Consider the following 25,057-nt stretch of genomic DNA (forward strand, 5'->3'; position numbering starts at 1 on the left):
CCTTCGTTTTTCATCGCCTGCAAAGGAGCATTAGATGACTGAGAGCATCGCGCCGCCCACAACAAAGCCGGATGCAAAGCCCACCCGTGAACTGGCCAAAGTGGCGGTTTCCGGCTGGCTGGGGACGGCCATGGAGTTCATGGACTTCCAGCTCTACTCGCTGGCAGCAGCCATCGTTTTCAATAAACTCTTCTTTCCCGATGTCAGCCCGGTCATCGGCCTGATCGCCGCCATGGCAACGTACGGCGTAGGCTACGTGGCCCGCCTTGCAGGTGCCGTCTACTTCGGCCGCATGGGCGACAGGATCGGCCGCAAGAAGGTTCTGTTCATCACCATCGCCCTCATGGGTGCCTCCACCACCCTCATCGGTGTCCTGCCCACTTACGCGATGATAGGAGTCTGGGCTCCCATCCTGCTGGTCGCGCTGCGACTGGCGCAAGGCTTTGGCGCCGGTGCCGAGATCGCCGGAGCCACCGTCATGCTGGCCGAGTTCGCTCCCGCCCGCCGGCGCGGCCTGATCTCCTCCCTCGTCTGCCTCGGCACCAACTCCGGCACCCTCGCCGCCTCCGCCATCTGGGCAATCCTCGTCTCCACGCTGTCTGAAGAAGACCTGCTCAGCTGGGGCTGGCGCATCCCGTTCCTGTTCAGCTTCGTGCTCATGATCTTCGCCGTCTGGGTCCGCCGCTCCGTCAAGGAAAGCCCCGTCTTCGAAGAGCGCGCCGACGTTGTGGATGGCGTGGCACTGTCCAAGCGGGAAATCGCCGCCGCGGAAGAGCTCGCCAAGACCAGTACCATCGAAGCTGCCCTGCATCAGCGCAAGGGAAAGGCGTTCCTGATCGCCCTGGGCCTGCGCTTCGGACAGGCAGGCAACTCCGGTCTGATCCAGACCTTCCTCATCGGCTACCTCGCCACCGTCCTCCTCGTCGATAAGAGCGTCGGCACCACCGCCATCATGTACGGCTCACTGCTGGGGTTCCTCACCATCCCCGTCATGGGCATGCTCGGTGACCGCTTCGGCCGCCGTCCGCTCTACCTGGCGCTGAGTTCACTCACCGCGCTGTTCGCGATCCCCATGCTGATGATGGTCACCAGTGGAAACACAGTCCTCATCACCGTCGCCATGGTGATCGGCCTCAACCTGGGCGTGCTGAGCCTCTTCGCGATGGAGAGCGTGACCATGGCCGAGTTCTTCGGTGCCCGCACCCGCTTTACCCAGCTGGCGCTGGCCAAGGAGATCGGCGGCATCCTGGCCACCGCCATCGGCCCGCTGCTTGCAGCAACCCTCACAGCAATCACCGGCCACTGGTGGCCGCTGGCCGCGATGCTCATCGCCTACTCACTGATCACCCTGGTCTCGGCCTTCGTGGGACCCGAGGTCCGCGGCCGCGACATGGTCCGCCTGGAAGACGCCGTATGAAAGCCGTCGTAGTCCACGGCGCCAACGATCTCCGCATCGACGAACGGCCGGAGCCGGAGGCTGGCCCCGGGGAGGTAGTGCTCGACGTCGAATGGGGCGGCATCTGCGGATCTGACCTTTCGTACTGGCGCCACGGAGCCTCCGGGACCGCGGCCCTGGAGTCGCCGCTGGTCCTCGGCCATGAGGTTGCCGGCCGGATCGCCCAGCTGGGCGCCGGCGTCGACAACCTGGAGATCGGACAGCCGGTCACGGTCCACCCGGCCGAACTCGTCGGCAACGGCACCATGCCCGACCGGCTCAGGGGGAGGACCAACCTCTACCCGCAGATCCGGTACTTCGGTTCCGCGGCCTTCGACCCCCACACCGACGGCGGCTTCAGCGAACGCAAGCTCGCAAAGGCTTCCCAGATCCGCCCGCTGCCCGACGGTGTCAGCACTCTCCACGGTGCGCTGGCCGAACCGCTCGCCGTAGCCATGCACGCCGTCGGCCGCGCCGGTGACCTTACCGGCCGGGACGTCCTGGTCAACGGTGCCGGCCCCATCGGCTCCCTGGTGGTGGCAGCGGCCAAGCATGCCGGTGCCAGGACGGTCATTGCCGCCGACATCAATGACGCGGCGCTGCAGATCGCCAAGGCCATGGGCGCCGACGAGGTCCGGAACGTCTCCGGCGGGGGCACCCTGCCGGAGGACATGGAGCTGGTGTTCGAGGCTTCCGGGATTCCCGCGGTGCTGGGCGGCGTCCTGCGGGCCACGGCCCGCGGCGGCATGCTCGTCCAGGTCGGAAACCTGCCGGGAGCTCCGGCCCCGGCGGCCCTGGGCGACCTGGTCACCCGGGAAATCACCTGGATCGGTTCCTACCGTTTTGTGGACGAGATGACCGACGCACTCCGCGCCATGGCAGAAGGCCTGGACGTATCCCCGGTCATCACGCACACGTTCGGAATCGACCAGGCCGCCGAAGCCATGCGCGTCTTCGGCGACCCTGCCGCCGGCAGCAGCAAAGTGATGCTCCGGCTCAGCCCAACTGAGTAGCAGCAGGTGTCGTTATGGGGGCTCATAACGACACCTGCTGCGACCTACATGCAGATCCAGATACTTACGAAGGACCAACCAGTGAAGATCACCGACGCACGGGTAGTGGTTTCGTCACCCGGACGGAATTACGTCACGCTCGTTATTGAAACCGAGGACGGCATCACCGGAATCGGCGACGCCACCCTCAACGGCCGCGAGCTGGCCGTGGCGTCATACCTGTCCGAACACCTCTGCCCGCTGCTGATCGGCCGCGATGCGCGCCGGATCGAGGACGCCTGGCAGTACTTCTACAAGGGTGCCTACTGGCGCCGCGGGCCGGTGACCATGACGGCGATCGCCGCCATCGACGTCGCACTCTGGGACATCAAGGGCAAGGCTGCCGGCATGCCGGTGTACGAACTGCTGGGCGGTGCCGCCCGCGAGGGCGTCATGGTCTACGGGCATGCCAGCGGCTCCAGCCTTGAGGACCTCAGCGCCGACTTCCAGCACCACCTGGACCTCGGGTACAAGGCCATCCGGGCGCAGGCTGCGGTTCCCGGCCTGGACAAGACCTACGGCATTGCGCCGGTGGACGGGAAACTTTACGAACCGGCCAGCGGCAATGTCCCGCAGGAAGACACATGGGAGACCTCGGCGTACCTGGACTTCGCGCCGAAGATGATGGCCCATGTCCGCGACGAATTCGGCTACGGCGTCCACGTCCTGCACGACGTCCACCACCGCCTCTCGCCGATCGAGGCCGGCCGGCTGGGCGCAGCCCTGGAGCAGTTCCGTCCGTTCTGGATCGAGGATCCGACGCCGGCCGAGGACCAGTCGGCGTTCCGCCTGATCCGCCAGCACACCACCACTCCCATTGCGGTGGGCGAGGTGTTCAACTCGATCTGGGACTGCCAGCAGCTGATCACCGAACGCCTGATCGACTACATCCGCACGTCCGTTTCGCACGCAGGCGGGATCACGCACCTGCGCCGGATCTTCTCCCTTGCGGACCTCTACGGCGTGCGCTCGGGCTCGCACGGCGCCGGCGACCTTTCGCCGGCGTCGTTCGCCGCGGCCCTGCACGTGGACATGAGCATCCCGAACTTCGGCATCCAGGAATACATGGGCCACCGGGAACCGGCCAACGAGGTGTTCACTACTTCCTACAGCTTCAACGACGGCTACATGCACCCCGGCGACGCCCCCGGCATCGGCGTAGGGTTCAACGAGGAAGCTGCCGCAAGATTCCCCTTTGACCCCAAATACCTGCCCGTCAACCGGCGGCTCGACGGATCGGTGCATGACTGGTGAGCCACTCCAACCAAAAACCCATGGCCCCGTTCGACGTCGTCGTTATGGGGGAGATCCTCGTTGAGGTGGCCACCGACGTGGCCTTCGCACACGGCGTGCCTGCCCAGCTTGGTATTTCCGGCGACGCACTCAACGTCGCGGCCGCCGCGGCGGCAGCCGGCGCCCGCGTGGGCCTGCTGTCAGTCCTGACCGACGACGACCTTGGCAAGGCGATCGCCGCCCGGATCGTTGAACTCGGCGTTTCCCCGGACCTGCTGACGTTCCGGACCGGGCAGCAGGGCGTTTACCTGGTGCACTGCGACCCCGACGGGCAGCGCGAGTTCTCCTACGCCCGCAGCGGCAGTGTCGGATCCAGCCTGGGACCGGACGACGTCGACCCGACTGTGTTCTCGGCCGCCGGCGCCGTGGTGGCGGGCGGCATCGCCTGCGCCATCTCGGAATCGTGCCGCGCCGCGGTCCTCAAGGCCGCCGCGCTGGCCAAACGCTTTGTGTTCGATCCCAATTTCCGGCCGCGGCTCACCTCAGCGGAAGAGGCGACGGCGGCGCTGCTGCACCTTGCGCCGCGCACGTTCCTGGTGACTCCGTCCTTCCCCGGTGAAACGTCCGCGCTCCTGGGCTGCGACACCGCGGTGGACGCGGCGGCCAAGCTCCGCGACCTCGGCGCCGCCAACGTTGCCGTGACCTGCGGCGCAGACGGGATCCAGCTGGAGGGTGAAGGCGGGGTCAGCACCTGGATCGAGTCCATCCCGGCGCCCGCTGTGGTGGACCAGACCGGCGCCGGCGACGCGTTCGTCGGCACCCTGACCGCCCGGCTGGTCCTGGGGGACGCCCTTCCCCTGGCGGCCCGCCTTGGTGCGGCGGCGGCATCGCTGGTGGTGGGCGGCAAGGGCGGCACGGGCTTCATCCCCACCCTGGAGCAGACCCGCGCCCATGCCGGATCTGCCGCCGCGCCGGCCCACGAAGGAGCGCAGCCATCACACGCCTAAACGCAGCCACTCTCGCGGCCGCCGGCAAGCACCAGCCGCCGCTGGCCCCCGGTACGGTCAGGCCCGGCATTGTGCACCTGGGCCTGGGCGCCTTCGCCCGTGCCCATACCGCCGTCTTCACCGAAAACGCCATGCTAGCGACCGGCTCCTCAGACTGGGGGATAGTGGGGGTGACCCAGCGCTCGGACACCGTGGCACGCCAGCTCGCACCGCAGGACGGGCTGTTCACCGTGGCCGAGCGGGGCAGCGGAGCCGGTCCGCTGCGCGTGGTGTCCAGCATCGTGGAGGCCATCTCCGGCCGGGACGATCCCGAAGCTGTCGTGGAGCGGATCGCCGCCCCCACCACGCAGGTGGTCACGCTGACCGTCACGGAAAAGGGATACCGGATTGATCCCAGCACGGGGTCGCTCAACACCGCCGACCCGCAAGTGGAGGCCGATCTTGCTGGCCACCCGCCGCAGACCGCCATCGGACAGATCGCCCGCGGCATCCAGCAGCGCGCCCGCACAGGGGCCGGGCCGCTCACCGTCGTCTCGTGCGACAACCTGCCCGGCAACGGCGAGCTGACCGGAACCCTGGTCCGCGCGTTCGCCGCGGCCCTGCCGAACACGGAGGCGGAGCCGCTGCTCGCCTGGCTGGATGCCAACGTCACGTTCCCGTCCACCATGGTGGACAGGATGGTGCCGGCCACCACCGAAGGCGACCTCGCCGCCGTCGAACATGAACTCGGACTCCGGGACGAAGCCGCGGTGGTGGCGGAGCCCTTCATGCAGTGGGTCATCGAGGACAAGTTCGCCGCTGGGCGTCCGGCGTGGGAGGAAGCCGGTGCGCTGTTCAGCACCGACGTTGCCGCGTGGGAGGCAGCCAAGCTGCGCCTGCTCAACGCCAGCCATTCGATGCTCGCCTACCTCGGCCTCGCCGCCGGGAAGATGACCATCGCAGACGCCGTGGGGGAGAATTCCTTCCGCACAGCGTGCCGCCTCATGCTGGCCGAGGACGCCCTTCCCACCATCAGCCTGCCCCAGGGCCTGGACGGCGCCGCCTACTGCGCCCGGATCCTGGACCGCTTCGCCAACCCGGCCCTGGGACACACCACTGCCAAGGTGGGCAGCGACGGCTCGCAAAAAATCGGCCTCCGGCTGCTGACCACTATCCGTGCAAACCTCGACGCCGGGCGCGAACCGAAGTGGGCTGTGCTCGCCGTGGCAGCGTGGATGCACCACGTGGCCACCACGCCGGCGAACGAGCTGAACGATCCCCTCACGGCGGACCTCAGCGCCGCACTCCCCGCGCAGCGCACCGCCGCCGCCGTCATTCCGGCGCTGCTTGGCGTGCGCAGCATTTTCGACGCCGGGCTCGCAGCGAACACAGCCTTCATGGACCTGCTCACACACTGGTACAACATCATCGACACGGACGGGCTGGACGGCCTGAGAAAAGAGATCACCCATGGCTGACGCAACCAGCGCCCTGCATGTTTCCCCCGTCATCCCGGTGGTCACCATCGCCGACCCGCAGCACGCCGTACCGGTGGCACGCGCCCTGGTTGCGGGCGGCATCTCAATTATCGAACTGACACTGCGCACGGACAGTGCCCTCGAATCGCTGGAGAGGATCGCCAGTGAAGTGCCGGACATCCTGGTGGGAGCCGGCACCATCCTCACCCCGGCGCAGGCCGACGCCGCCATGGCGGCGGGCGCCCAGTTCCTGGTGAGCCCCGGCGTAACGCCGGCCCTGCTGGACCACATGCTGCAACTCGACGTTCCCGTCCTTCCCGGGGTGGCCACCGTGGGCGAAGTGATGGCCGTCCTCGAGCGGGGCATTACGGCCATGAAGTTCTTCCCCGCAGGTCCCGCCGGAGGGCCGGACTACCTTGCGGCCATCGGCGCACCCGTTCCCGCAGTGCAGTTCTGCCCCACGGGCGGCATCAGCCTGGCCTCCGCGCCGGACTACCTGTCGCTGGCGAACGTCACCTGCGTCGGCGGCAGCTGGCTGACCCCCCGGGCAGCGGTCGAGGGCGAAGACTGGCAGGAAATCACCCGTCTCGCACGGGAGGCCGCCGGGCTGCCGCGAGGCTGAGCATTTCCAAACCCAACGACGACGGCGGGCTTCCCGCCGTCGTACTGATCAGGCCTTGGCGAGCGGCAGCACCAGCATGTAACCGGTCGGCAGGTCGCTGCTCCAGCGTCGCGGCTCGCGGACCACGAACTGCGTCGCCAACTGTTCAGGGGTGAGGACGGCGTTGGGCGCGGGGGACGGTCCCCACTGCCCGTCGCCGTACGGGTAGAGCGGATCCTGGACGCGGATGCCGGTGACTGAGAAGTCCTGGAAACGGTCGGGATCTCCGAGTGACTCGAAGCCGCTCATCACCCATACGTGGCGGCCGCGCCACATGACCAGCCCGACCGGCCGGTCCGTGTCGGCGATGGCGCGCGCAGCGGTCTGCAGCGCTTCCTCGTAGTCAGCGATGCTGACAACGGCGTACGGCCCCATCCCGACCTCGTTCAGCACCTGCGCCCAACCCAAGGGGTTGGCACCGTTGAACGAGTTGGACGACCGTGCCCGGGCCATCTCCCACAGCTCGCCCTGCTGAACGCTATCGGCCCACGTGACGGTCCCCGTTTCGTCGATGAGGTTGTGCATCATCTGGATGCTCGCCGCCACACACCACTCAAAGGTGTACTGCGGCACGAAGTCCCCCTCCTGGTAGAGGTTGAGGGCGAACGCCTGGGGCACAGGGGGCGGCGCGGGAACCGGGGCCGGCGTGGGGACCGATGGCGGGGTCGGCGTGGGGACCGATGGCGGGGCGGGGACGTCATCGCGTGCGGCGGGCGGGGCCGAGGAGGACTGGATGGGTTGATCGGGGGTGTTCTCATCGAGTCTGATCGCGGGTGTGCAGGCCGAGAGGAGGGTCGCCAGGATGACGAACCAGGCCAGAAGCAGACGGAGCTGGGCACCGATCATGATCGATCCAGTTTATCCCGGTCAGGCGCAGTTCGCCCTCAGCATCGGGACGCTCGTGGCAGCACTGGCGGGGGTCCTCCTCATTGCCGTGCCCTATGCGGAGGCAGGTGTCCAGCTACTCCGCGAACGCAGGAATGTCGCCGGCGGATAATGCCAGTCACCCTGCCGCCCGGACTGCAGCCGGACTAGGATGGCCCCAAAACGAAGGGCTTCCCGAAACGAGCGGAGAACGACCGGATGGATCAGCAAACGACGGCGGCCCCCGAAACCGGGTACGCCCCCGTCAACGGAATGCAGATGTACTACGAGCTGCATGGTGCCGGCGGCACGCCGCTGCTGCTATTACATGGCGGACTGTTCGATATCGAGCAGCAATTTGGGGCTTTGCTTCCGGGCTTGTCGGCGGACCGCCGGGTCATCGCGACGGACTTCCAAGGTCACGGTCGAACCAACGACATCGACCGTCCACTGAACACCCGCGACCTCGCCTCCGACATCGTTGGACTGCTGGACCACCTGGACGTCCGGGAGGTGGATATCTTCGGATTCAGCGTCGGCGGCGCGGTGGCACTGCATCTGGCAGTCAAGCGCCCGGACCTGATCCGCAAACTTATCGTCTCGTCCGTGTCTTTCCGGCCAGACGGCGATCGGGGCGAAAACTCCGAAGCGGTCGCCGCAATGACCGTGGACATGATCGCCGGCACCCCCATGGAAGAGCGCTATCTGACGGTGTCGCCGCACCCCGACCACGAGCATCTACAGGGACTCCTGGACAAGCTGGGGCGCTACGACGCGGGCGCCACGGGATGGAATGATGACGAGATCCGGGGCATCGCGGCCCCCACCCTGATCACCGTCGGCGACTGCGACATGGTCAAGCTCGAGCACGCGGTGCGGTTCCTGCAGCTGCGCGGGGGAGACGTGAACGGCGACTTTGAGGGCGTACCGGCGTCGCAGCTCGCGGTTTTTCCCGGCACGACACATTTTTTCGGACTCGCGAAGACAAGTTTGGTGCAGGAAGTTGTGACCACTTTCCTCGACTCGCCTCCGCCGTCCGGGTGGCGGGACCGGTGACAACCTGAAGCGTTCGACGGCGGGTGCCCACCCGCCGTCGAACCCTTCAGGTCAAATGGTCGAAGTCTCCCCGCACCCAGGCAGCGTGCCTTTGGGCGGAATCGTGCAGGATCGCTTTAGCTCCGGACGCGATGACGTTGTTGAAGTTGCCGTAGATCCGGTCGAACGTGAGCTCTTCCAGCTGCGCGGCGATGCGCAACGCCACCTGTCCGGACAGCGGTAAATGATTCGGGTAACTGCGCATGAAGGAGATGGAGCGACGGTCCGGATTCGGGTACACGCTGTCACCGGTCAGCAGGACTCCTTTACCGCCCGCGCCTGCGGGCCAGTGCACCACCGCGCTGCCTGGGAAGTGCCCGCCGGTCTGGTGGAGCGTCAACCCTGCGGCGATGGTTTGGCTGCCGGACCAGTAGTCGATGACCGGATCCTGGCGCCCCAGCCACCGCCGGTCCGCGTCCGCCACGAGCACCGGGACGCCACCGAGGCGATGCGACCATTCGACCTGCACACCGAACATATGTGGATGGCTGGCGGCAATCGCCACGACCGGGCCTCGCTCGAGCACTGCCCTGACAGCACTGTCATCGACATATCCGACCGGATCCCACAGCAGGGAACCCCCGGTTGTCACCACAAGCTGGGCGGTCTGGCCGATCCCGACTTTGGGCTCCGTCTTGATCCCGATAAGTCCAGGTTCGTTCTCCTTCAGGATCGTCTGCTGGCCTGCCTGCGCCAGCCCGTCCAGTGTGAGCCACTTCTGTCCGTCTTCGGGCACGTACTGCCGCTCATCGGTGCAGATCGGGCAGAGCCCCGGAGCGGGTTCGTCGCGTTCGACGGCGCAGGTTGCGCAGATCAGCATGGTTGGTCCTTCCAGAGCGTCTTGGCCGCAGGCTGGCGTGCCCAGACTATGGCACGCGAACGTGTCCGAGGAAGACTGTTTGTCTTAGCCGAGGCCGTCGAGCCAGGAGCTGACTTCGGAATCAAACAGGAACTGTCGTAACACCTCACAACAGGTACTCCCACGTTCGAGAAGGGACTGGTTTCCTTGAATCAGTTCCGGTTTCCCCACACAAGGACATGATGCACACTCCAGCTATTGATCGACGCTCTGCGCTGCGCACCGCCGTCGCGGGCCTGGCCGGAGTGGTGTTCGCGGCCGAAACCGCGGCCTGTGTTCCGGCGCCGAACCCTACGCCGTCCGCTTCCGCGCAGAGCACCACAGACACCGACAGGAACGGCCGACGCGTGCTGCTCGCCTGCTTCTCCCGGGCCGGGGAAAACTACTACTACGGCGACCGCATTGACCTGGAAGTCGGCAACACTGAAGTGCTGGCCGGCATAATCCGGGAGCTCATCGGATGCGACGTCCACCTCATCGAGGCTGCGGACCCCTATCCGGAAGACTACGAAGAAACCGTTGCGCGGAACAGCCGGGAACAAAGGGAAAATGCCCGGCCGGGCATCGGCAATCCACTCCCGGACCTGTCTCAATATGACACCGTGCTGTTGGCAAGCGGCATCTGGGGCAGCCGGGCACCGATGATCATGACGACATTCACCGAGGCGCTCGATTTCGCCGGCAAGGCCATCCACCCCGTCACCACCTTCGCCGTGAGCGGTCTCGGATCCACCGAACGTGACTACGCAGCTTCCTGCCCGGGGGCCACCCTCGGCGAAGGGCTCGCCGTGCGCGGCGAGGAAGTAAAGGAAGCCGGTGCCGACGTCGAGGCCTGGCTCCTCCGCACCCTGCTGCTCGGCAGCTGAACAGTCCGCCCGGGAGGAAGACATGACCGAAAAATCCAGGAGGTACTGTCAGTGAAGCATTTGCTCACCACGTCGATGGCGTTGCTGTGGGGGCTGCAGTTTGCCTTCCTCACTCCGGCCTTGGCGCTCCTTCTTGTCGACCTGTACGATGCCACTCCTGCCGACGTGGGCTGGGTTCTTGCGGTGTACAACGCGGGAGGCTTTGTCGCCGCGCTGCTCATCCCGGCATACGCGGACCGGAAGAACGACTACCTTCGGCCCATGCTGCTTTGCGGCACCCTGGCCCTGGCCCTGCCCGGCGTACTGACACTCACCACGACACTGCCCGCTGCCGTGGCTGCACTGATCGCGATAGGCGGCCCGGCAGGGGTGGGCATGTCGCTCCTCTTCGCGCACCTCAAACACTCCGGGGCGGGACCCACGGATGTGGTCAACACTCGCGCGATCGTCTCGTTTGCATGGGTGGCGGGGCCACCGCTGGCCGTGTTCATCGTCGACACGTTCGGCAGCCGGGCGATCCTGCTGGCCCTCGCCGCGATCGCCCTCCTCAACCTCCTGGCGACGGGCGCAACCGCATTCCGGCAGAAAGGTATCCGACCGGAGCGTGGCATCCCGGCCAGCCCGACGGCTGAAGATGGACCTGTGCCGCCAAAGATGGCGGTTGCCGGAGTGGTCATTGGCTTTATCCTGCTTCAGGCCACCGACAGCGCGGCCGTGACCATCCTGGCATTGTTCGTGAGCGAGCGAATGGGGGAGGGACTCATTTGGGCAGGCATCGCCCTGGGCGCTTCAGCGGCCCTCGAGATTCCCGCGCTCCTCATCATCGCTCGCCTGAGCCGAAAGTTCTCAGGGAAAACACTCATCGCTTCGGGATGCCTTGCCGGCCTCGCTTACTACGCAGGAATGACTTTTGTCGCCGACCCGATCACCCTTATCGGACTTCAGCTGCTCCATGCCTGGTTCTTCGGAGTAGTGGCCGGCGTAGGCCTGACCTTGTTTCAGCAGATCATCCCGCGTCCGGGTCTGGCGTCGGGCATGTTCACCAACACGCGACGCCTTGGCGCCATCGCATCCGGTCCGATTATCGCCGTTGGATCGACGACAGCATTCGGATATCAAGCAGTTTTTGCCACCTGCGCGGTCCTCACGGCCGTGGCCCTGGTAATCATCGAACTGACAGCAAAGACCCGAGAGCAACCGCGGAGCCAGTCCGAACGGCGAGTAGCGTTGAGGCCATAAGTGGTCAAGTATCGAGAGGGGATAGACGTTGAAACTGACACTGACGCAGTTCCTGACCCTGGATGGTGTTTCCCAGGGTCCTGGATCCCCAGAGGAGGACACCACCGACGGATTCAATAAGGGAGGCTGGTTCGTGCCTTACCTGGACGAGGAGTTCGTGAAACTGGCCGCGGACTGGCTGGGCGAGGCTGATGCTTTGCTGTTTGGCCGCCGTACCTACGACAACTTTTCGCGGGACTGGCCACGGATCACGGACCCTGATGATCCGTTCACGGAAAAGATGAACGGGCTCCCAAAGTACGTTGCCTCCCAGAGCTTGAAGACGGCGGATTGGGCTCCGACGACGATCCTGTCGGGAGACATCGCCGCGCAAGTTTCTGAACTAAAGCAGGAGTCCGGCCGGGAGTTGCAGATTCACGGCAGTGCTGCCCTGGCCCAGTCGCTTTTGGCCGCAGGGCTGCTCGACGAGTTGCGCCTCGTGATCGCTCCGGTCGTGCTGGGCAGCGGCCGGAGGCTCTTTCCTGAGGGAGGCGCCGAGGCCGGGCTGCGGCTGATCCGCAATGAGGCGACGCCGGGTGGCCTGGCAGTTCACGTCTATGAGTCGGCGGGTCTTCCCAAGTACGGGACCTACGAGCCAGGCGCGTAGTTCCCCCGGGGGTTCGACCGCCGGAATAGCCTCGTCATTTCGGGACAATTTCAGGCCCTTGACGGCCTGCCTCGATCTTGGGATCGTGGAAATTGGACCGAGGAGGCGGGCACCATGCAAGAGAAAAACTGGTCGGTGAAAATCGTCATCGACGAACATGAAAACCAAACGAGGGCCACAGCGCGATTGAGGACCGGGAACCCGGCTGAACTGGAAGGCGTCGGGTTGGCCAGGCTGAATCCGGTGGACTCCAATGTGCCCGAGATCGGGGACGAGCTGGCCACCGCACGCGCCTTGGCGGACCTGGCGCATCAGCTGATCGAAGTCACCGCGGCCGATATCGAGAAAATTACCAAGGAACCTGCGCATCTCCGCCCTTAAGCCCGGGCGCTGCGTCGCTGGCAGCGTCGCCGTACCCTTGATACATGAGTGACATCGCGCATTCGACCGTCATGTTTGATGGCCGCTTCGCACGGGACTTCAAGGAGATGGCTATTCCCTGGCGGGCGGAGGAAGCTCCCGACCCGCAACTCCTGGTCCTTAACGAGGCCCTGGCCGCCGAGCTCGGCCTCGATCCTGCCTTTCTCCGGAGCCCAGAGGGTGTGCGTCTGCTGATCGGCAACGCCATAACTGCGGACGCCACTCCGGTGGCGCAGGCGTACGCCGGCCACCAGTTTGGCTGGTACGCGCCACGTCTGGGGGACGGGCGGGCGCTCCTGCTCGGTGAGGTCAGGCATTCGGACGGGCACCCGCGCGAGATCCACCTCAAGGGGTCAGGACGGACGCCGTTCGCGCGGAACGGGGACGGCCGGGCAGTGGTCGGGCCAATGCTGCGTGAATTCATCGTGAGCGAGGCAATGCACGCCTTGGACATCCCCACCACAAGGTCCCTCGCCGTCGTCGCGACCGGGCGTTCCGTGCAGCGGGAGACTCCGCTGCCGGGCGCCGTTCTTACCAGGGTTGCCAGCAGCCACCTCCGCGTGGGCAGCTTCCAGTACGCCAGGTCCACGGGCGACATCGGCCTGCTTCGCCACCTTGCCGAACACGCACTCGCCCGTCACTACCCGTCCATAGCCGCGGCCGGGAACCCATATCTCGCACTGTTTCAAGCGGTCATATCCGCCCAGGCGTCGCTGGTGGCCCGGTGGATGCTCGTGGGATTCGTGCACGGGGTCATGAATACCGACAACATGACGATCTCGGGCGAAACCATCGACTACGGGCCGTGCGCCTTCATGGAAGGCTTCGATCCCGGGGCCGTCTATAGTTCGATCGACGAGACCGGACGCTACGCGTACCGGAATCAGCCGGTGGTCGCGGAATGGAATCTTGCCCGGCTCGGGGAGTCTCTCCTACCTTTGCTCCACGATGACCAGGAGCAGGCGGTGGCCCTCGCTGTGGACGCACTTGGCGGTTTCCGGCGGCAGTACAGTGAAGCCTGGTCGGCGGGCATGAAGGCCAAGCTGGGATTCCGTGCGGGTCTTGACGATGAGGTGGCCTCGGCTCTCGTGGACGAGCTTGTGGCTCTGGTTCAGGAGTCACGTGCGGACTACACATCGTTTTTCCGGCACCTCGCCAACGCCGCCCGCGGACGAGCAGGGGCTGCGCGCGGCATGATGCTTGACCTGGCCGCATTTGATGCCTGGGCTGAACGCTGGCGCGGCTTGGGGCCGGATGCGGACGCCATGGACCGGGTCAACCCCGCATACATCCCGCGGAACCACATGGTGGAGGAGGCCTTGACGGCCGCCACCGGCGGGAACATGGGTCCGCTGGAACGGTTGATGGAAGCAGTTGGTTCACCCTTCGATGAGCGGCCCGGACTCGAACGTTACACCGCGCCCGCACCGGACAGCTTCGGCCCCTACCGGACTTTCTGCGGAACCTGAACCGCTGAGTCTGACGTGTGTCATCGCACGCTTCGCATGCCGCTGTAGGCTGCGACGGACCCTACCAGGAAAATGAGGACGGTGAGATAGACCGGGCCGAGGTGTCCGAGCGTGGCCAGCCCCCATGGGTAGTGTGCAGGGAGGGCCACGGCGAGTCCGACGACCGGGACAACAACGGCTGTGGCGAAGGCCCAACGGTTTCCGCGGCGCACCCCAAACCAGGACAGGCCCGCGATGGCCAGCCCGGTCGCAGCGATGAAGCCGCTGAGTGCGATGTGCAGATGGCTGATGTAGTGATACAGCTGCGCGCTGAACGCCTCGACGTCCGCCTTCCCCTTGTCCACCTCATCGGGGCCGATGCCCAGTTCGAGGAAGGTGCCCGAAAAGTTCAGTACCAAGAAGACTGCGGCATACCCCACGAAGGCCAGGCCGGCAAGCGTCATCAGAGCGGCTCCTGTCCGGAGGCGGGACTGTTTCCCTTGGGGAGCTTGGACGGCAGACAAGGCCACCACCCCCTTTCCTATTCACGTAGATAGGTGAATGGGAGTCCTCTCGCCCCTGGCTTGTCAAGAGACGACTTGTAGACGCGCAGGCTGGTCCGGAACGTTTTCCGGGTTCGCGGAGGTGCCTTTCGCCCATGGGGTCATTCTGCGTCAAGGCCGGCGCGGGAAGACTAGACTCTGATCGGACTGCCGGAGGCGGTCCTGCAATCGGAACGTACGCAAAGGAGCAGCGATGGCCGGCGGCAGCCGCGAACCTGGCCGTTCCGTGACGTCCAAGGTCCTGGCCATCCTGGAAGCATTCGAGAAATCCCGCGGCGCAATGAGCCTGACCGACATTGCGGAACAATCAGGGCTGCCGCTGAGCACCGCACACCGTCTGGTCAACGAACTCACGGACTGGGGTTTCCTGACGCGCGAACCCAACGGCCGCTACCAGCTGGGCATCCGGCTGTGGGAACTTGCCCAGAACACCGGACGGCAGCTCCGCGAAGCTGCCCGTCCCTACATCCAGGACCTGTTCTCCCTGACAGGCGAGACAGCGCACCTGGCCATCCGGGCGGGACATGAGGTCCTTTACATCGACCGGGTCTACGGTTCCAAGCGCGTGCCCCGGGCCTCCCGCGTCGGCGGCCGCCTTCCCATGCACGCCACAGCCGTCGGGAAAGTCATCCTTGCGTTCGAGGACGAGTGGGTCCGGGACGCCTACCTCAACCGCGACCTCGAGCGGCCCACCGCCCATACCCACATTGACCCGCGGCGGTTTGCGGAAGAGCTGATCCAGATCCGGGAACAGGGCTACGCCACCACCATGGAGGAGATGCGGCTCGGATCGTGTTCCATTGCGGTCCCGGTTTTCCACACCGGCAGAATCGGCGCCGGACTGGGCCTCGTGCTGCCCACATCGCAGGCATCCACCATGACCAGGCACCTTCCCGTCCTCAAGGGCATATCGGCCCAGATTGAGCGTGCCACTGCACGGATTCCGCTGGAAACGTTGATTGGCGTGCATCGCGGAGCAAGGGACTGACGGGTCAAAGCGACGACGCCGGGCCGGGTCTGACATTGCCTTCCGCTCAGTGGAAGTCAAAGCTGTTATCCCGAGGTGAGGTGGACCACACTGGTCCGTAAGAACCCCGGGCACCGTTGACGGTGCCGGGCGGAACCACTTTTCAAGGAGCCCCATGTCATCGTCGACAGAAACGGCCGGCCGCTGTCCCTTCGGATACGGCGCCGAAGCCCCCGCCGGACACCACGGCTATGAGCCCTTCCAGATGAAGGACCCTTTCGTTGCCTATGCCGAGCTCCGGGCCGAACAGCCAGTGATGTTCGATGAGCGCGTCGGTCTCTACGTTGTCTCCCGCTACGACGACATCAAGGCCGTTTTTGAGGACTGGGAAACCTTCTCCAGCGAAAACGCCCAGGCCCCGGTCCGCGAGCGCGGACCCGCCGCGAAAAAGATCATGGAAGACGGCGGCTTCACCGCCTACTCCGGACTTTCCGCCCGCCGCCCGCCGGAGCACACCCGGATCCGCGCCGTGGTGCAGAAGGCCTTCACGCCCCGCCGCTACAAAGCACTGGAGCCCTTCATCCGGCAGAACGTCGTGGCACTGCTCGAACGGATGCTGGCCCGCCCGGAACGCCGCGGCGACATGGTCAAGGACCTCGCCTACGACGTCCCCACCATCACCATCCTCACCCTGATCGGCGCGGACGTTACCCAGGTGGACACCTTCAAGCGCTGGAGCGATTCCCGCGCCGCCATGACGTGGGGTGACCTGAGCGATGAGGAACAGGTCCCGCACGCCCGCAACCTGGTCGAATACTGGCAGGAATGCCTGCGCCTGGTCCGCGTGGCCCATGAGGAAGGCGGGGACAACCTCACCGCTGACCTCGTGAAGGCACAGCACGAAGGCGCGGAAATCTCGGACCATGAGATCGCCTCGGTCCTCTACAGCCTGCTCTTCGCCGGTCACGAAACCACCACCACGCTGATCGCCAACGCCCTGCGGGAGCTGCTGGCCCGTCCTGCGCAGTGGCAGCAGCTGGTCGAAGACCCCAAGAAAATCCCCGCAGCGATCGACGAGGTCCTCCGCTACGCCGGCTCGATCGTCGGCTGGCGCCGCAAGGCCCTGAAAGACACCGAGGTGGGAGGGGTGCCCATCGAGGAGGGTTCGCAGCTGCTGCTCCTGATGGGCTCCGCCAACCGCGACGAAAGCAAGTTCGAAGCCGGCGAAGAGTTCGACATCACCCGCCCCAAAGCCCGCGAGCACCTCTCCTTCGGCTTCGGAATCCACTACTGCCTGGGCAACATGCTCGCCAAGCTCCAGGCCAAAATCGCGCTCGAGGAAGTGGCCCGGCTCGCCCCGGAGCTGCAGCTCGAGGACCCGGAAGCCATCGCCTTCCGCGAGAACCTCTCCTTCCGTGTACCCGAGACCGTTCCTGTTACCTGGAAGGCCTGACCCCATGCAAAGCAATGAATACATCCAGTTCTTCGACGGCGGCATCGAACCTGAGCTTGAAAACCTTGGGGGCAAGGGCGCTTCCCTGGTCACCATGACCTCCGCCGGCATGCCCGTCCCGCCCGGCTTTGTGGTCACCACCGCCCAGTTCGATGCGTTCATGGACGAAGCAGGCATCACCCGGCACATCCACCAGCTCCTCGCCGATCTGGATCCGGAGGACATGGGCCAGGTCGACAAGGTGTCCGCCGCCATCCGCGAGGACATCTGCTCCCGGCCCGTGCCGCAGGCCATGCGCGCCCTGACCGTCGGCGCGTACGAAGCCCTGATGTCGCGCTTCGACGCTCCGGTGCCGGTGGCCGTCCGCTCCAGCGCCACCGCCGAGGACCTGCCCGACGCCTCCTTTGCCGGCCAGCAGGATACCTACCTGTGGCTCGACGGGGTCAAAGCGGTCACCGAGCACATCCGCCAGTGCTGGGCCTCGCTCTTCACCTCCCGCGCCATCATCTACCGGCTCAAGAACAGCATCCCCAACGAGGGCCTGTCGATGGCCGTCGTAGTGCAGAAGATGGTCAATTCCAAGGTGTCCGGCGTCGCCATCACCATGGACCCCACCAACGGTGACCGCTCCAAGATCACCATCGACTCGTCCTACGGGGTGGGGGAGATGGTGGTGTCCGGCCAGGTCACCCCGGACAACATCCTGCTGGACAAGGTGACGCTCGCCGTCGTCAGCGAACACCTCGGCGACAAGCACGCCGAACTGGTCCCCGACGCCGGCGCCAAGCGCCTGGTGGAACGCGAGGTCGACGCCGAACGCCGCGGCCGCCGCAGCCTCACGGATGCGGAACTCACCGCCGTCGCCCGGATGGCCAAGCGGGCCGAGAAACACTACAAGTGCCCCCAGGACATCGAATGGGCCCTCGACGCGGACCTGCCCGACGGCGACAACCTGCTGCTGCTCCAGTCCCGCCCGGAGACCGTTCATTCCTCCAAGCCGGCCGTGCACACCGCCCCGCAGCCCGTCGTCTCCGGCGGCTACTTCAGCGGATTCAGCGCGCCATCACTTAACCCCTCTGCCTAAGGCTCCACACACAAGGCTCACCGCCGAGCCCTCTTGAAAGGACCGCCATGTCCCTGAAATCCTTCCCGAAACCCTCCGAGCTTCCGGTACCCGCCGGCGCCGAGGGATGGGAAAAGATCTACCCCTACTACCTCGTGTTCCAGGACAAGCTCAAGGAACAGGAGGACGCCAAGTTCTGGTTCTGCGACAGCCAGCACTGGCCCACCGTCTTCAAGCCCTTTGAAACCATCGGCGGCGAGTTCGCGGTCAAGTGCCTGGGCCAGTACAACGCCCGGCACCTGATGATCCCCAACGCCAACGGCATCGAGTTCCGCATCCACCTGGGCTACCTCTATATGTCACCCATCCCTGTGCCGGAAGACCAGATCGGCGCCCGTGTGCCGCTGTTCGAGCAGCGCGTGGGCCACTACTTCCAGAACTGGGAGCAGCTGCTCAAGGAGTGGCACGTCAAAGTCAAGGGCACCATCGCCGAGATGGAAACCATTTCCTTCCCCAAACTTCCGGACATGGTCCCCATGGAGGACATCGTTACCGGCAAGGGCAAGGACGGTTCCGAAAAGCTGCTGGAAAGCTACGACCGGCTGATCCAGCTGGCCTACCAGAACTGGCAGTACCACTTCGAGTTCCTCAACCTGGGCTACATCGCGTACCTGGACTTCTTCAACTTCTGCAAGCAGGTCTTCCCGAACGTCCCGGACCAGTCGATCGCCACCATGGTGCAGGGCGTGGACATGGAACTGTTCCGCCCGGACGACGAACTCAAGGGACTCGCCAAGCTGGCCGTGGAACTGGGACTCCAGGCCCACTTTGGCAACACGGACGACGTCGATGCCACCTTGGGTGCCGTCGCAGCCGCTCCGGGCGGGGACCGCTGGATCGCCCAGTATGAAGGCGCCAAGGACCCGTGGTTCAACTTCACGGTGGGTAATGGCTTCTACGGCCACGACAAGTACTGGAACGAACACCAGGAAATCCCGCTCGGCTACATTGCGGACTACATCCGCCGCGTGGACGACGGCCAGGAAATCATGCGCCCCGTCGAAGCCCTGATCATTGAACGGGACCGCATCATCGAGGAATACCGCGACCTGCTCGAAGGCGAAAACCAGGCAATCTTCGACGCCAAGCGCGGCCTCGCCGCCACCGCCTACCCCTACGTGGAGAACCACAACTTCTACATCGAGCACTGGACCATGGGCGTCTTCTGGCGCAAGATCCGTGAGCTCTCCCGCATGATGCACGCCGAGGGCTTCTGGACCGAACCGGACGACCTCCTCTACCTGGGCCGCAACGAAGTCCGCGACGCCCTCTTCGATCTCGTGACCGGCTGGGGCGTCGGCGCCAAGCCGATCGGCCCGGACTACTGGCCCGAAGAGATCGAGCGCCGCCGCGGCATCGTGGACGCGCTCAAGACCGCCCGGCCAGCACCTGCGCTCAACACCCCGCCGGAATCCATCACCGAACCGTTCACCCGGATGCTCTGGGGCATCACCACCGAGCAGGTCCAGCAGTGGCTGGGCGCAGGCGTTGCGGTGGAAGGCGGCGGACTGCGCGGCATGGCAGCCTCACCGGGAGTGGTGGAAGGCCTGGCCCGCGTAGTCACCGACGCCGACCAGCTCTCCGAGGTCCAGCAGGGCGAGATCCTGGTGGCCACCGTGACGGCACCGTCCTGGGGCCCGATCTTCGGCAAGATCAAGGCCACTGTCACCGACATCGGCGGCATGATGAGCCACGCCGCGATCGTGTGCCGCGAATACGGACTTCCGGCCGTGACCGGGACCGGTTCGGCCTCCACCACCATCAAGACCGGCCAGAGGCTGCGGGTGGACGGGACCAAGGGCACGGTCCAGATCCTCGACGCGCTGGAACCGGAACTCCTGGCCACCGGTGCCGGCGCGCACGCCCACAGCCACAGCCATGTCTGAGGTGACCATGCCTGAAGCAGGGAAAACCGTCCTGATCACCGGTGCCGCCGGCGGGCTGGGCCGGGCGTTCGCGCTCGGCTTCGCCGGCCGCGGCTACCGGGTCGCGGTGGCGGACATCAACCTTGAAGGCGCCGAGCAGACGGCGAAGCTGGTCCGCGAAATCGGCGGCGAAGCCGCAGCCTTCCCAGCGGACGTCACCAGCGTGGACTCCACGGAGGACCTCGCGAAAAGCTGCGCACAGTTCGGAAACGGAAGCATCGACGTCGTCCTTAACAACGCCGCGGTGTACGCGGGGGTGACCCGCACCCCGTTCGAGGACATTGACCCGGCCGAATGGGACCTGGTGATGAACGTGAACCTCAAGGGCCCGTGGCTGGTGACCCGCGCGGCCAGCCCCTACCTGCCGGGGGGAGGGCGCGTCATCAACCTCTCCAGCGCCACCATTTACAGCGGCTCCGAGCAATGGCTGCACTACGTCGCCTCCAAGGGCGGCGTGGTGGCCATGACCCGGGTCATGGCCAAGGAACTGGGCCGGCGGGGGATCACGGTCAACGCGATCGCCCCGGGGTTTACCCTCACCGAGGCCAGCTACGGGCTGATGGAAAACGCCGAGAACTACGGCGTGGACCGCGGTGCGATCAAGCGGGCCAGCCAGCCGGAGGACATCGTGGGGGCCGCGCTCTTCCTCGCCGGACCCGACAGCTCCTACTACACCGGCCAGACCATGGTGGTTGACGGCGGCCGCCAGTTCATCTGAGCGCTGTCTCCACCCTTTCCACATCACTTCACTTCCCAAGGAGGACCAATGCCAACGGTTCACTTCACCGACGCCCAAGGCGCCGTCCGCGACGTTCAGGGCAACGCGGGCGACTCGGTCATGGAAACCGCGGTACGCAACGGCGTCCCCGGAATCGTGGCCGAATGCGGCGGCTCACTGTCCTGTGCCACCTGCCATGTCTTCGTCCGGGAGGACTGCGTTTCGCAGCTGCCGCCCATGGAGGACATGGAGGACGAAATGCTCTACGGCACCGCCGTGGACCGCGAGGACAACTCCCGGCTGTCCTGCCAGCTGCGCCTGACGGACGAGCTCGAACTGTTCGTCACCACCCCGGAAACGCAGGTGTAGCCGTGGGTACCCACGCAGCGGCGCAGCCGACCAGCGTCAAAGCAGGGGCACAAACCCTCCCCACACGGACGGGGCTCCTGATCATCGGCGCGAGCCAGTCGGGCGTGCAGCTTGCTGTGTCCCTCCGGGCCCTGGGCTTCGACGAGCACATCACCCTCCTCGGCGACGAGGACCACCGCCCGTACCAGCGGCCGGCACTGTCCAAGGAGTTCCTGCAGGGCACGGTGGAGAGCGAATCACTGATCTTCCGCTCCAACGAGTACTGGGCCGAGCACAACGTGGAGCTGGTCAAGGGCGAATACATCGTCCGCATCGACAAGGAAGCGGACGGGTCCGGGGTGGCGCATGGGTCCTCCGGCCGGGAGTTCCCCTTCAAACGGCTTGCGCTCACCGTGGGTGCCCGTGCGCGGAAACTGAACATCGACGGCGGGGACCTGGACGGCGTGCTGTACCTGCGCAACGCCGACGACGCCCTGGCGCTCAAGGCCCGGGTGGGCGAAGCCACGGATGTGGTGGTGATCGGCGGCGGGTTCATCGGCCTCGAAGCCGCGTCCAGCCTGCAGAAAATGGGCAAGAACGTCACCGTTCTCGAGTTCGGTCCGCGCCTGGTGGGCCGGGCTGTGGGTGCGGAGACCGCCGAGTACTTCCTGCAGGCGCACCGCTCCCGCGGTTTGGACATCAGGCTCAACACGAGCGCGTCCCGCTTTACCGCCGCCGACGGCGGCAGGAAGGTCGCCGCCGTCGAACTTCAGGACGGCACGGTGCTGCCGGCCCAGATTGTGCTGATTGGCATCGGCGTCATTCCGAATACCCAGCTGGCCGAACAGCTGGGACTGGCCGTGGACAACGGCGTGGTGGTGGACCGGTTCGCGCTGGCGTCGGACGGGACCACTGTGGCGGTGGGGGATGTTGCCAATATGCCCAACCCGGTCCCCGGATCAACGCCGGGGGAGCGGATCCGGCTGGAGTCCGTCAACAACGCCATCGAGCATGCCAAGGTGGCGGCCTACTCGCTCACGGGCAGGCGGGAGGAATACGCCGGCATCCCGTGGTTCTGGTCCAACCAGGCCGATCTCAAGCTCCAGATCGCGGGCCTCTGCAACGGCTACGACCGGACCGTGCTCCGGCGCGACGAGGAACGCGGCAAATTCAGCGTCCTGTACTACCGCCAGGGCCGGATCATTGCCGCGGACTGCGTCAATGCGCCGCTGGACTTCATGGCTGTCAAGAACGCCCTGGCCAAGGGCCAGAACATCCCGGCCGATGCCGCCGAGGACACCGCAACACCCCTCAAGACCATCACCACGGACAGCTAACTGCACTCAGACAGCAGCTTGGCCCACCCGAAGGAGCATTATGAGCACCCCCAAGACTCCGGTCGCCGAGGCTGGCCCCGGCGCCGTCCCCACCGCTGTGGATACCGAAAATCCGGACCCGTTGGCCGAGGCCTTCGCCGCCGAGTACAGCATCCGGCCCGTTCCCGCACCGGGGCCGGTGGACACCACGCCCATCTGCACCACCCCCGCAGCCCTTGAGGAGCTCGACGCGCTGTGGCAGGCCGTTGTCCACGAGACCCGGACCCGCGGCAACGACATCCACCTGCCGATTTCCCTCGCCTTCGCCGAACGGCTGTGCCGGGCCTACCCCCGGGCCGACGCCGGACTGGTGAGGGTGGCCACCCTGCTCCACGACACCGGCTGGGCCCACGTTGATGAAACCCGCATCATTTCGGAGGGTTTCGCGGGGGACTGGCGCAAGGCGGCCATCCGCTACGAACACGAGCAGCAGGGCTGCGACGTGGCGCGCCGGGTGCTGCCCGGGCTGGGCTATTCGGCCGCGTTCGTGGAAAGCGTCTGCGAGATCATCGACGGCCATGACACCCGTCCCGTGGCGCGCTCGCTGGAGGATGCCCTGATGCGCGACGCCGACCGGCTATGGCGGTTCGACCGTGCCGGGATTGCGCTGGCCTCCTCGTGGTTCAAGATGGACCCTGCAACCTACACGGACAGGCTGGCCACCGAGATCGTGCCCGAACTCATCACCCAGGCAGCCGTGGACATGGCCGCCGCAGACCTCGACCGCTCCAATGCCCTGCTGAAGACGGCGGTGATCCGATGACGTCCGCCACCCCTGAAGCTCCCGCCCTGACAGCCCGGAGTGGACTCTCCCTGCCGCACACCCACGTGGACACGATTTTCGTCGACGGCGCCTGGCAACCATCCCGCGGCACCGGCCGGAACCCGGTCACCGACCCTGCCACGGGCGAAATCTGGGGCTCGGTCCCGGACGGCACTCCCGAAGACGTGGACGCCGCCGTCGGCTCCGCCCGGCGGGCGTTCCATAATTCCGACGACGGCGCCTGGCCCCGTCTGGCACCTTCCGAGCGCGCCGCCTATCTGCTGCGGATTGCCGACGAAGTGGAAAAGCGGGCTGACGAGCTGTCGCTGACCAACTCCCGGGAGAACGGCTCTCCGGTGGCCGAGTCCGCCGGTGCCGCGGCCAACGCGGCAGGCATCTTCCGCTACTTCGCGACCCTGGCTGAATACCTGGAGCGTGAGGACGTCCGTCCCTTCCCCCGCGGCGGGGGAGAGTCCGTGGTCCGGCGCGATCCCCTGGGAGTGTGCGCACTGATCGCGCCGTGGAACTTCCCCATCAACCTTGTGGTCATCAAGCTGGCGCCGGCACTGCTGGCCGGCTGCACCGTCGTGATCAAACCGGCGTCGCCCACACCCTTGTCCATCCGTGTGATCATCGAGGCGGTGGCCGCTGCCGGAGTACCCGCCGGCGTCGTCAACCTGGTCACCGGCTCCGGCCGGCTGGGAGATGCGCTGGTGAAGCACCCCGGTGTGGACAAGGTGGCCTTTACGGGTTCGACGCCCGTGGGCCGGAAAATTGCCGCCGCATGCGGGGAGCTGCTGCGCCCGGTCACGCTGGAGCTCGGCGGGAAGTCCAGCGCCATAGTACTGCCCGACGCCGACTTGGAGGCCATGTCCAAGGTGCTGATCCGCTCCTCCATGCGCAACACCGGCCAGACCTGCTACATCTCCGCCCGGATTCTTGCACCCGCGAGCCGTTACGACGACGTAGTGGACATGGTCACGGCAACCATCGCCGCCGGGAAGCAGGGTGATCCGCTGGACCCCGCCACCGTCTTTGGGCCCTGTGCCACGGAGTCCCAGTACCGGACTGTGCTGGAGTACCTGGAATCGGGGCTTGCCGAAGGGGCGCGCGCCACGACCGGCGGCCGTGCGGCGTCGTTGGCCGGCGGGTTGGAGGGCGGCTACTTTGTCGAGCCCACGGTGTTCGCCGACGTCACCCCTGACATGCGGATCTCCCGCGAGGAGATCTTCGGCCCGGTGATCTGCGTCCTCAAATACGATGAGGTCGATGAGGCGGTTGCCCTCGCAAACAACACGGACTTTGGGCTGGGAGGCCTGGTGTTCGGGCAGGACCCGGAAGCGGCGCTCGCTGTTGCTGACCGGATGGATACGGGCTCCGTAGGCATCAACTTCTTCGCCTCCAACCATGCCGCACCCTTCGGCGGCCGGCACGATTCGGGCCTGGGCACCGAGTACGGGATTGAAGGCCTGAACGCTTACCTGAGCTATAAGTCCATCCACCGCCGCGGGTAACGGGAGCCGGTTCCCGTCGGCGTCC

25 protein-coding genes are annotated in these 25,057 nt (G+C 66.0%); 22 read left to right on the forward strand and 3 right to left on the reverse strand.

Annotation, left to right across the window (positions count from 1 at the left end; genetic code table 11):
• Positions 1–34: 34 nt before the first annotated feature.
• From RW112_RS10005 to eda, 6 genes are all read left to right on the forward strand, one after another.
• Positions 35–1,417 carry an MFS transporter gene (locus RW112_RS10005; RefSeq protein WP_317781626.1) on the forward strand — a complete coding sequence of 461 codons (1,383 nt, stop codon included), beginning with the start codon at positions 35–37 and terminating at the stop codon, positions 1,415–1,417.
• A complete protein-coding gene (locus RW112_RS10010; RefSeq protein ID WP_317781627.1) occupies positions 1,414–2,448 on the forward strand; it encodes an L-idonate 5-dehydrogenase in 1,035 nt (344 codons plus the stop codon). Before RW112_RS10005 ends, RW112_RS10010 begins: the two co-directional genes overlap by 4 nt.
• An 81-nt stretch (positions 2,449–2,529) precedes the next feature.
• On the forward strand, positions 2,530–3,741 hold the full coding sequence (manD, locus tag RW112_RS10015; RefSeq protein WP_317781628.1) for a D-mannonate dehydratase ManD: 1,212 nt from the start codon (positions 2,530–2,532) through the stop codon (positions 3,739–3,741).
• Between the two features lie 20 nt (positions 3,742–3,761).
• Positions 3,762–4,727 carry a PfkB family carbohydrate kinase gene (locus tag RW112_RS10020; RefSeq protein WP_317781629.1) on the forward strand — a complete coding sequence of 322 codons (966 nt, stop codon included), beginning with the start codon at positions 3,762–3,764 and terminating at the stop codon, positions 4,725–4,727.
• Positions 4,728–4,798: 71 nt separating this feature from the next.
• Positions 4,799–6,184 carry a mannitol dehydrogenase family protein gene (locus tag RW112_RS10025; RefSeq protein ID WP_317781630.1) on the forward strand — a complete coding sequence of 462 codons (1,386 nt, stop codon included), beginning with the start codon at positions 4,799–4,801 and terminating at the stop codon, positions 6,182–6,184.
• On the forward strand, positions 6,177–6,806 hold the full coding sequence (gene eda / locus RW112_RS10030; protein ID WP_317781631.1) for a bifunctional 4-hydroxy-2-oxoglutarate aldolase/2-dehydro-3-deoxy-phosphogluconate aldolase: 630 nt from the start codon (positions 6,177–6,179) through the stop codon (positions 6,804–6,806). The genes RW112_RS10025 and eda overlap by 8 nt, the downstream gene beginning before the upstream one ends.
• Positions 6,807–6,854: 48 nt before the next feature.
• Here the strand turns inward: eda and RW112_RS10035 are convergent, their stop codons facing one another.
• Entirely contained in the window at positions 6,855–7,691 is an 837-nt protein-coding gene (locus RW112_RS10035; RefSeq protein WP_317781632.1) for a hypothetical protein, read from the reverse strand.
• Between RW112_RS10035 and RW112_RS10040 the strand changes: the two genes are divergently transcribed.
• Complete coding sequence (locus tag RW112_RS10040; RefSeq protein ID WP_317781633.1) at positions 7,690–7,842, forward strand: hypothetical protein; 153 nt, start codon at positions 7,690–7,692, stop codon at positions 7,840–7,842. The two genes, RW112_RS10035 and RW112_RS10040, sit on opposite strands and share 2 nt — an antisense overlap.
• An 86-nt stretch (positions 7,843–7,928) precedes the next feature.
• A complete protein-coding gene (locus RW112_RS10045) occupies positions 7,929–8,765 on the forward strand; it encodes an alpha/beta hydrolase (RefSeq protein WP_317781634.1) in 837 nt (278 codons plus the stop codon).
• A gap of 46 nt (positions 8,766–8,811) precedes the next feature.
• Here the strand turns inward: RW112_RS10045 and RW112_RS10050 are convergent, their stop codons facing one another.
• The gene (locus tag RW112_RS10050) at positions 8,812–9,624 is read right to left on the reverse strand and encodes an MBL fold metallo-hydrolase (RefSeq protein WP_317781635.1); all 813 of its coding nucleotides are present in this window, start codon (positions 9,622–9,624) and stop codon (positions 8,812–8,814) included.
• 218 nt (positions 9,625–9,842) lie between these two features.
• On the opposite strand from RW112_RS10050, the gene RW112_RS10055 reads away from it, so the two are divergent.
• The 5 genes from RW112_RS10055 to RW112_RS10075 all read left to right on the forward strand — a co-directional run bounded on the left by RW112_RS10055 (position 9,843) and on the right by RW112_RS10075 (position 14,303).
• Positions 9,843–10,529 (forward strand): flavodoxin, encoded by a 687-nt coding sequence (locus tag RW112_RS10055; RefSeq protein ID WP_317781636.1) that lies wholly within the window; start codon positions 9,843–9,845, stop codon positions 10,527–10,529.
• A gap of 51 nt (positions 10,530–10,580) precedes the next feature.
• A complete protein-coding gene (locus RW112_RS10060) occupies positions 10,581–11,768 on the forward strand; it encodes an MFS transporter (protein WP_317781637.1) in 1,188 nt (395 codons plus the stop codon).
• Between the two features lie 28 nt (positions 11,769–11,796).
• On the forward strand, positions 11,797–12,414 hold the full coding sequence (locus tag RW112_RS10065; protein ID WP_317781638.1) for a dihydrofolate reductase family protein: 618 nt from the start codon (positions 11,797–11,799) through the stop codon (positions 12,412–12,414).
• A 114-nt stretch (positions 12,415–12,528) separates the two neighbouring features.
• Positions 12,529–12,795: a DUF1876 domain-containing protein gene (locus RW112_RS10070; RefSeq protein ID WP_305940887.1), complete on the forward strand. Its 267-nt coding sequence runs from the start codon at positions 12,529–12,531 to the stop codon at positions 12,793–12,795.
• 44 nt (positions 12,796–12,839) lie between these two features.
• Positions 12,840–14,303: a protein adenylyltransferase SelO gene (locus RW112_RS10075; RefSeq protein ID WP_317781639.1), complete on the forward strand. Its 1,464-nt coding sequence runs from the start codon at positions 12,840–12,842 to the stop codon at positions 14,301–14,303.
• Positions 14,304–14,323: 20 nt separating this feature from the next.
• Here RW112_RS10075 and RW112_RS10080 read toward each other — a convergent pair whose 3' ends face one another.
• The gene (locus tag RW112_RS10080; protein WP_317781640.1) at positions 14,324–14,746 is read right to left on the reverse strand and encodes a hypothetical protein; all 423 of its coding nucleotides are present in this window, start codon (positions 14,744–14,746) and stop codon (positions 14,324–14,326) included.
• Between the two features lie 292 nt (positions 14,747–15,038).
• Between RW112_RS10080 and RW112_RS10085 the strand changes: the two genes are divergently transcribed.
• The 9 genes from RW112_RS10085 to RW112_RS10125 all read left to right on the forward strand — a co-directional run bounded on the left by RW112_RS10085 (position 15,039) and on the right by RW112_RS10125 (position 25,032).
• Complete coding sequence (locus RW112_RS10085; protein ID WP_317781641.1) at positions 15,039–15,833, forward strand: IclR family transcriptional regulator; 795 nt, start codon at positions 15,039–15,041, stop codon at positions 15,831–15,833.
• Positions 15,834–15,987: 154 nt separating this feature from the next.
• Positions 15,988–17,265, forward strand: a complete 1,278-nt coding sequence (locus tag RW112_RS10090) for a cytochrome P450 (RefSeq protein ID WP_317781642.1) — start codon at positions 15,988–15,990, stop codon at positions 17,263–17,265.
• A 4-nt stretch (positions 17,266–17,269) separates the two neighbouring features.
• Positions 17,270–18,349, forward strand: a complete 1,080-nt coding sequence (locus tag RW112_RS10095) for a PEP/pyruvate-binding domain-containing protein (RefSeq protein ID WP_317781643.1) — start codon at positions 17,270–17,272, stop codon at positions 18,347–18,349.
• A 47-nt stretch (positions 18,350–18,396) separates the two neighbouring features.
• Complete coding sequence (locus RW112_RS10100) at positions 18,397–20,274, forward strand: PEP-utilizing enzyme (protein WP_317781644.1); 1,878 nt, start codon at positions 18,397–18,399, stop codon at positions 20,272–20,274.
• On the forward strand, positions 20,267–21,031 hold the full coding sequence (locus RW112_RS10105) for an SDR family NAD(P)-dependent oxidoreductase (RefSeq protein ID WP_317781645.1): 765 nt from the start codon (positions 20,267–20,269) through the stop codon (positions 21,029–21,031). The genes RW112_RS10100 and RW112_RS10105 overlap by 8 nt, the downstream gene beginning before the upstream one ends.
• 48 nt (positions 21,032–21,079) lie before the next feature.
• Positions 21,080–21,400, forward strand: coding sequence for a 2Fe-2S iron-sulfur cluster-binding protein (locus RW112_RS10110; protein ID WP_317781646.1), 321 nt, complete (start codon positions 21,080–21,082; stop codon positions 21,398–21,400).
• A 2-nt stretch (positions 21,401–21,402) separates the two neighbouring features.
• Complete coding sequence (locus tag RW112_RS10115; protein WP_317781647.1) at positions 21,403–22,716, forward strand: NAD(P)/FAD-dependent oxidoreductase; 1,314 nt, start codon at positions 21,403–21,405, stop codon at positions 22,714–22,716.
• A gap of 40 nt (positions 22,717–22,756) precedes the next feature.
• Positions 22,757–23,518, forward strand: a complete 762-nt coding sequence (locus RW112_RS10120) for an HD domain-containing protein (protein WP_317781648.1) — start codon at positions 22,757–22,759, stop codon at positions 23,516–23,518.
• Positions 23,515–25,032: an aldehyde dehydrogenase family protein gene (locus RW112_RS10125; RefSeq protein ID WP_317781649.1), complete on the forward strand. Its 1,518-nt coding sequence runs from the start codon at positions 23,515–23,517 to the stop codon at positions 25,030–25,032. Before RW112_RS10120 ends, RW112_RS10125 begins: the two co-directional genes overlap by 4 nt.
• Positions 25,033–25,057: the final 25 nt, after the last annotated feature.

This window comes from Arthrobacter sp. B10-11 (assembly GCF_033142195.1).
GTDB classification, from domain to species: domain Bacteria; phylum Actinomycetota; class Actinomycetes; order Actinomycetales; family Micrococcaceae; genus Arthrobacter; species Arthrobacter oryzae_C.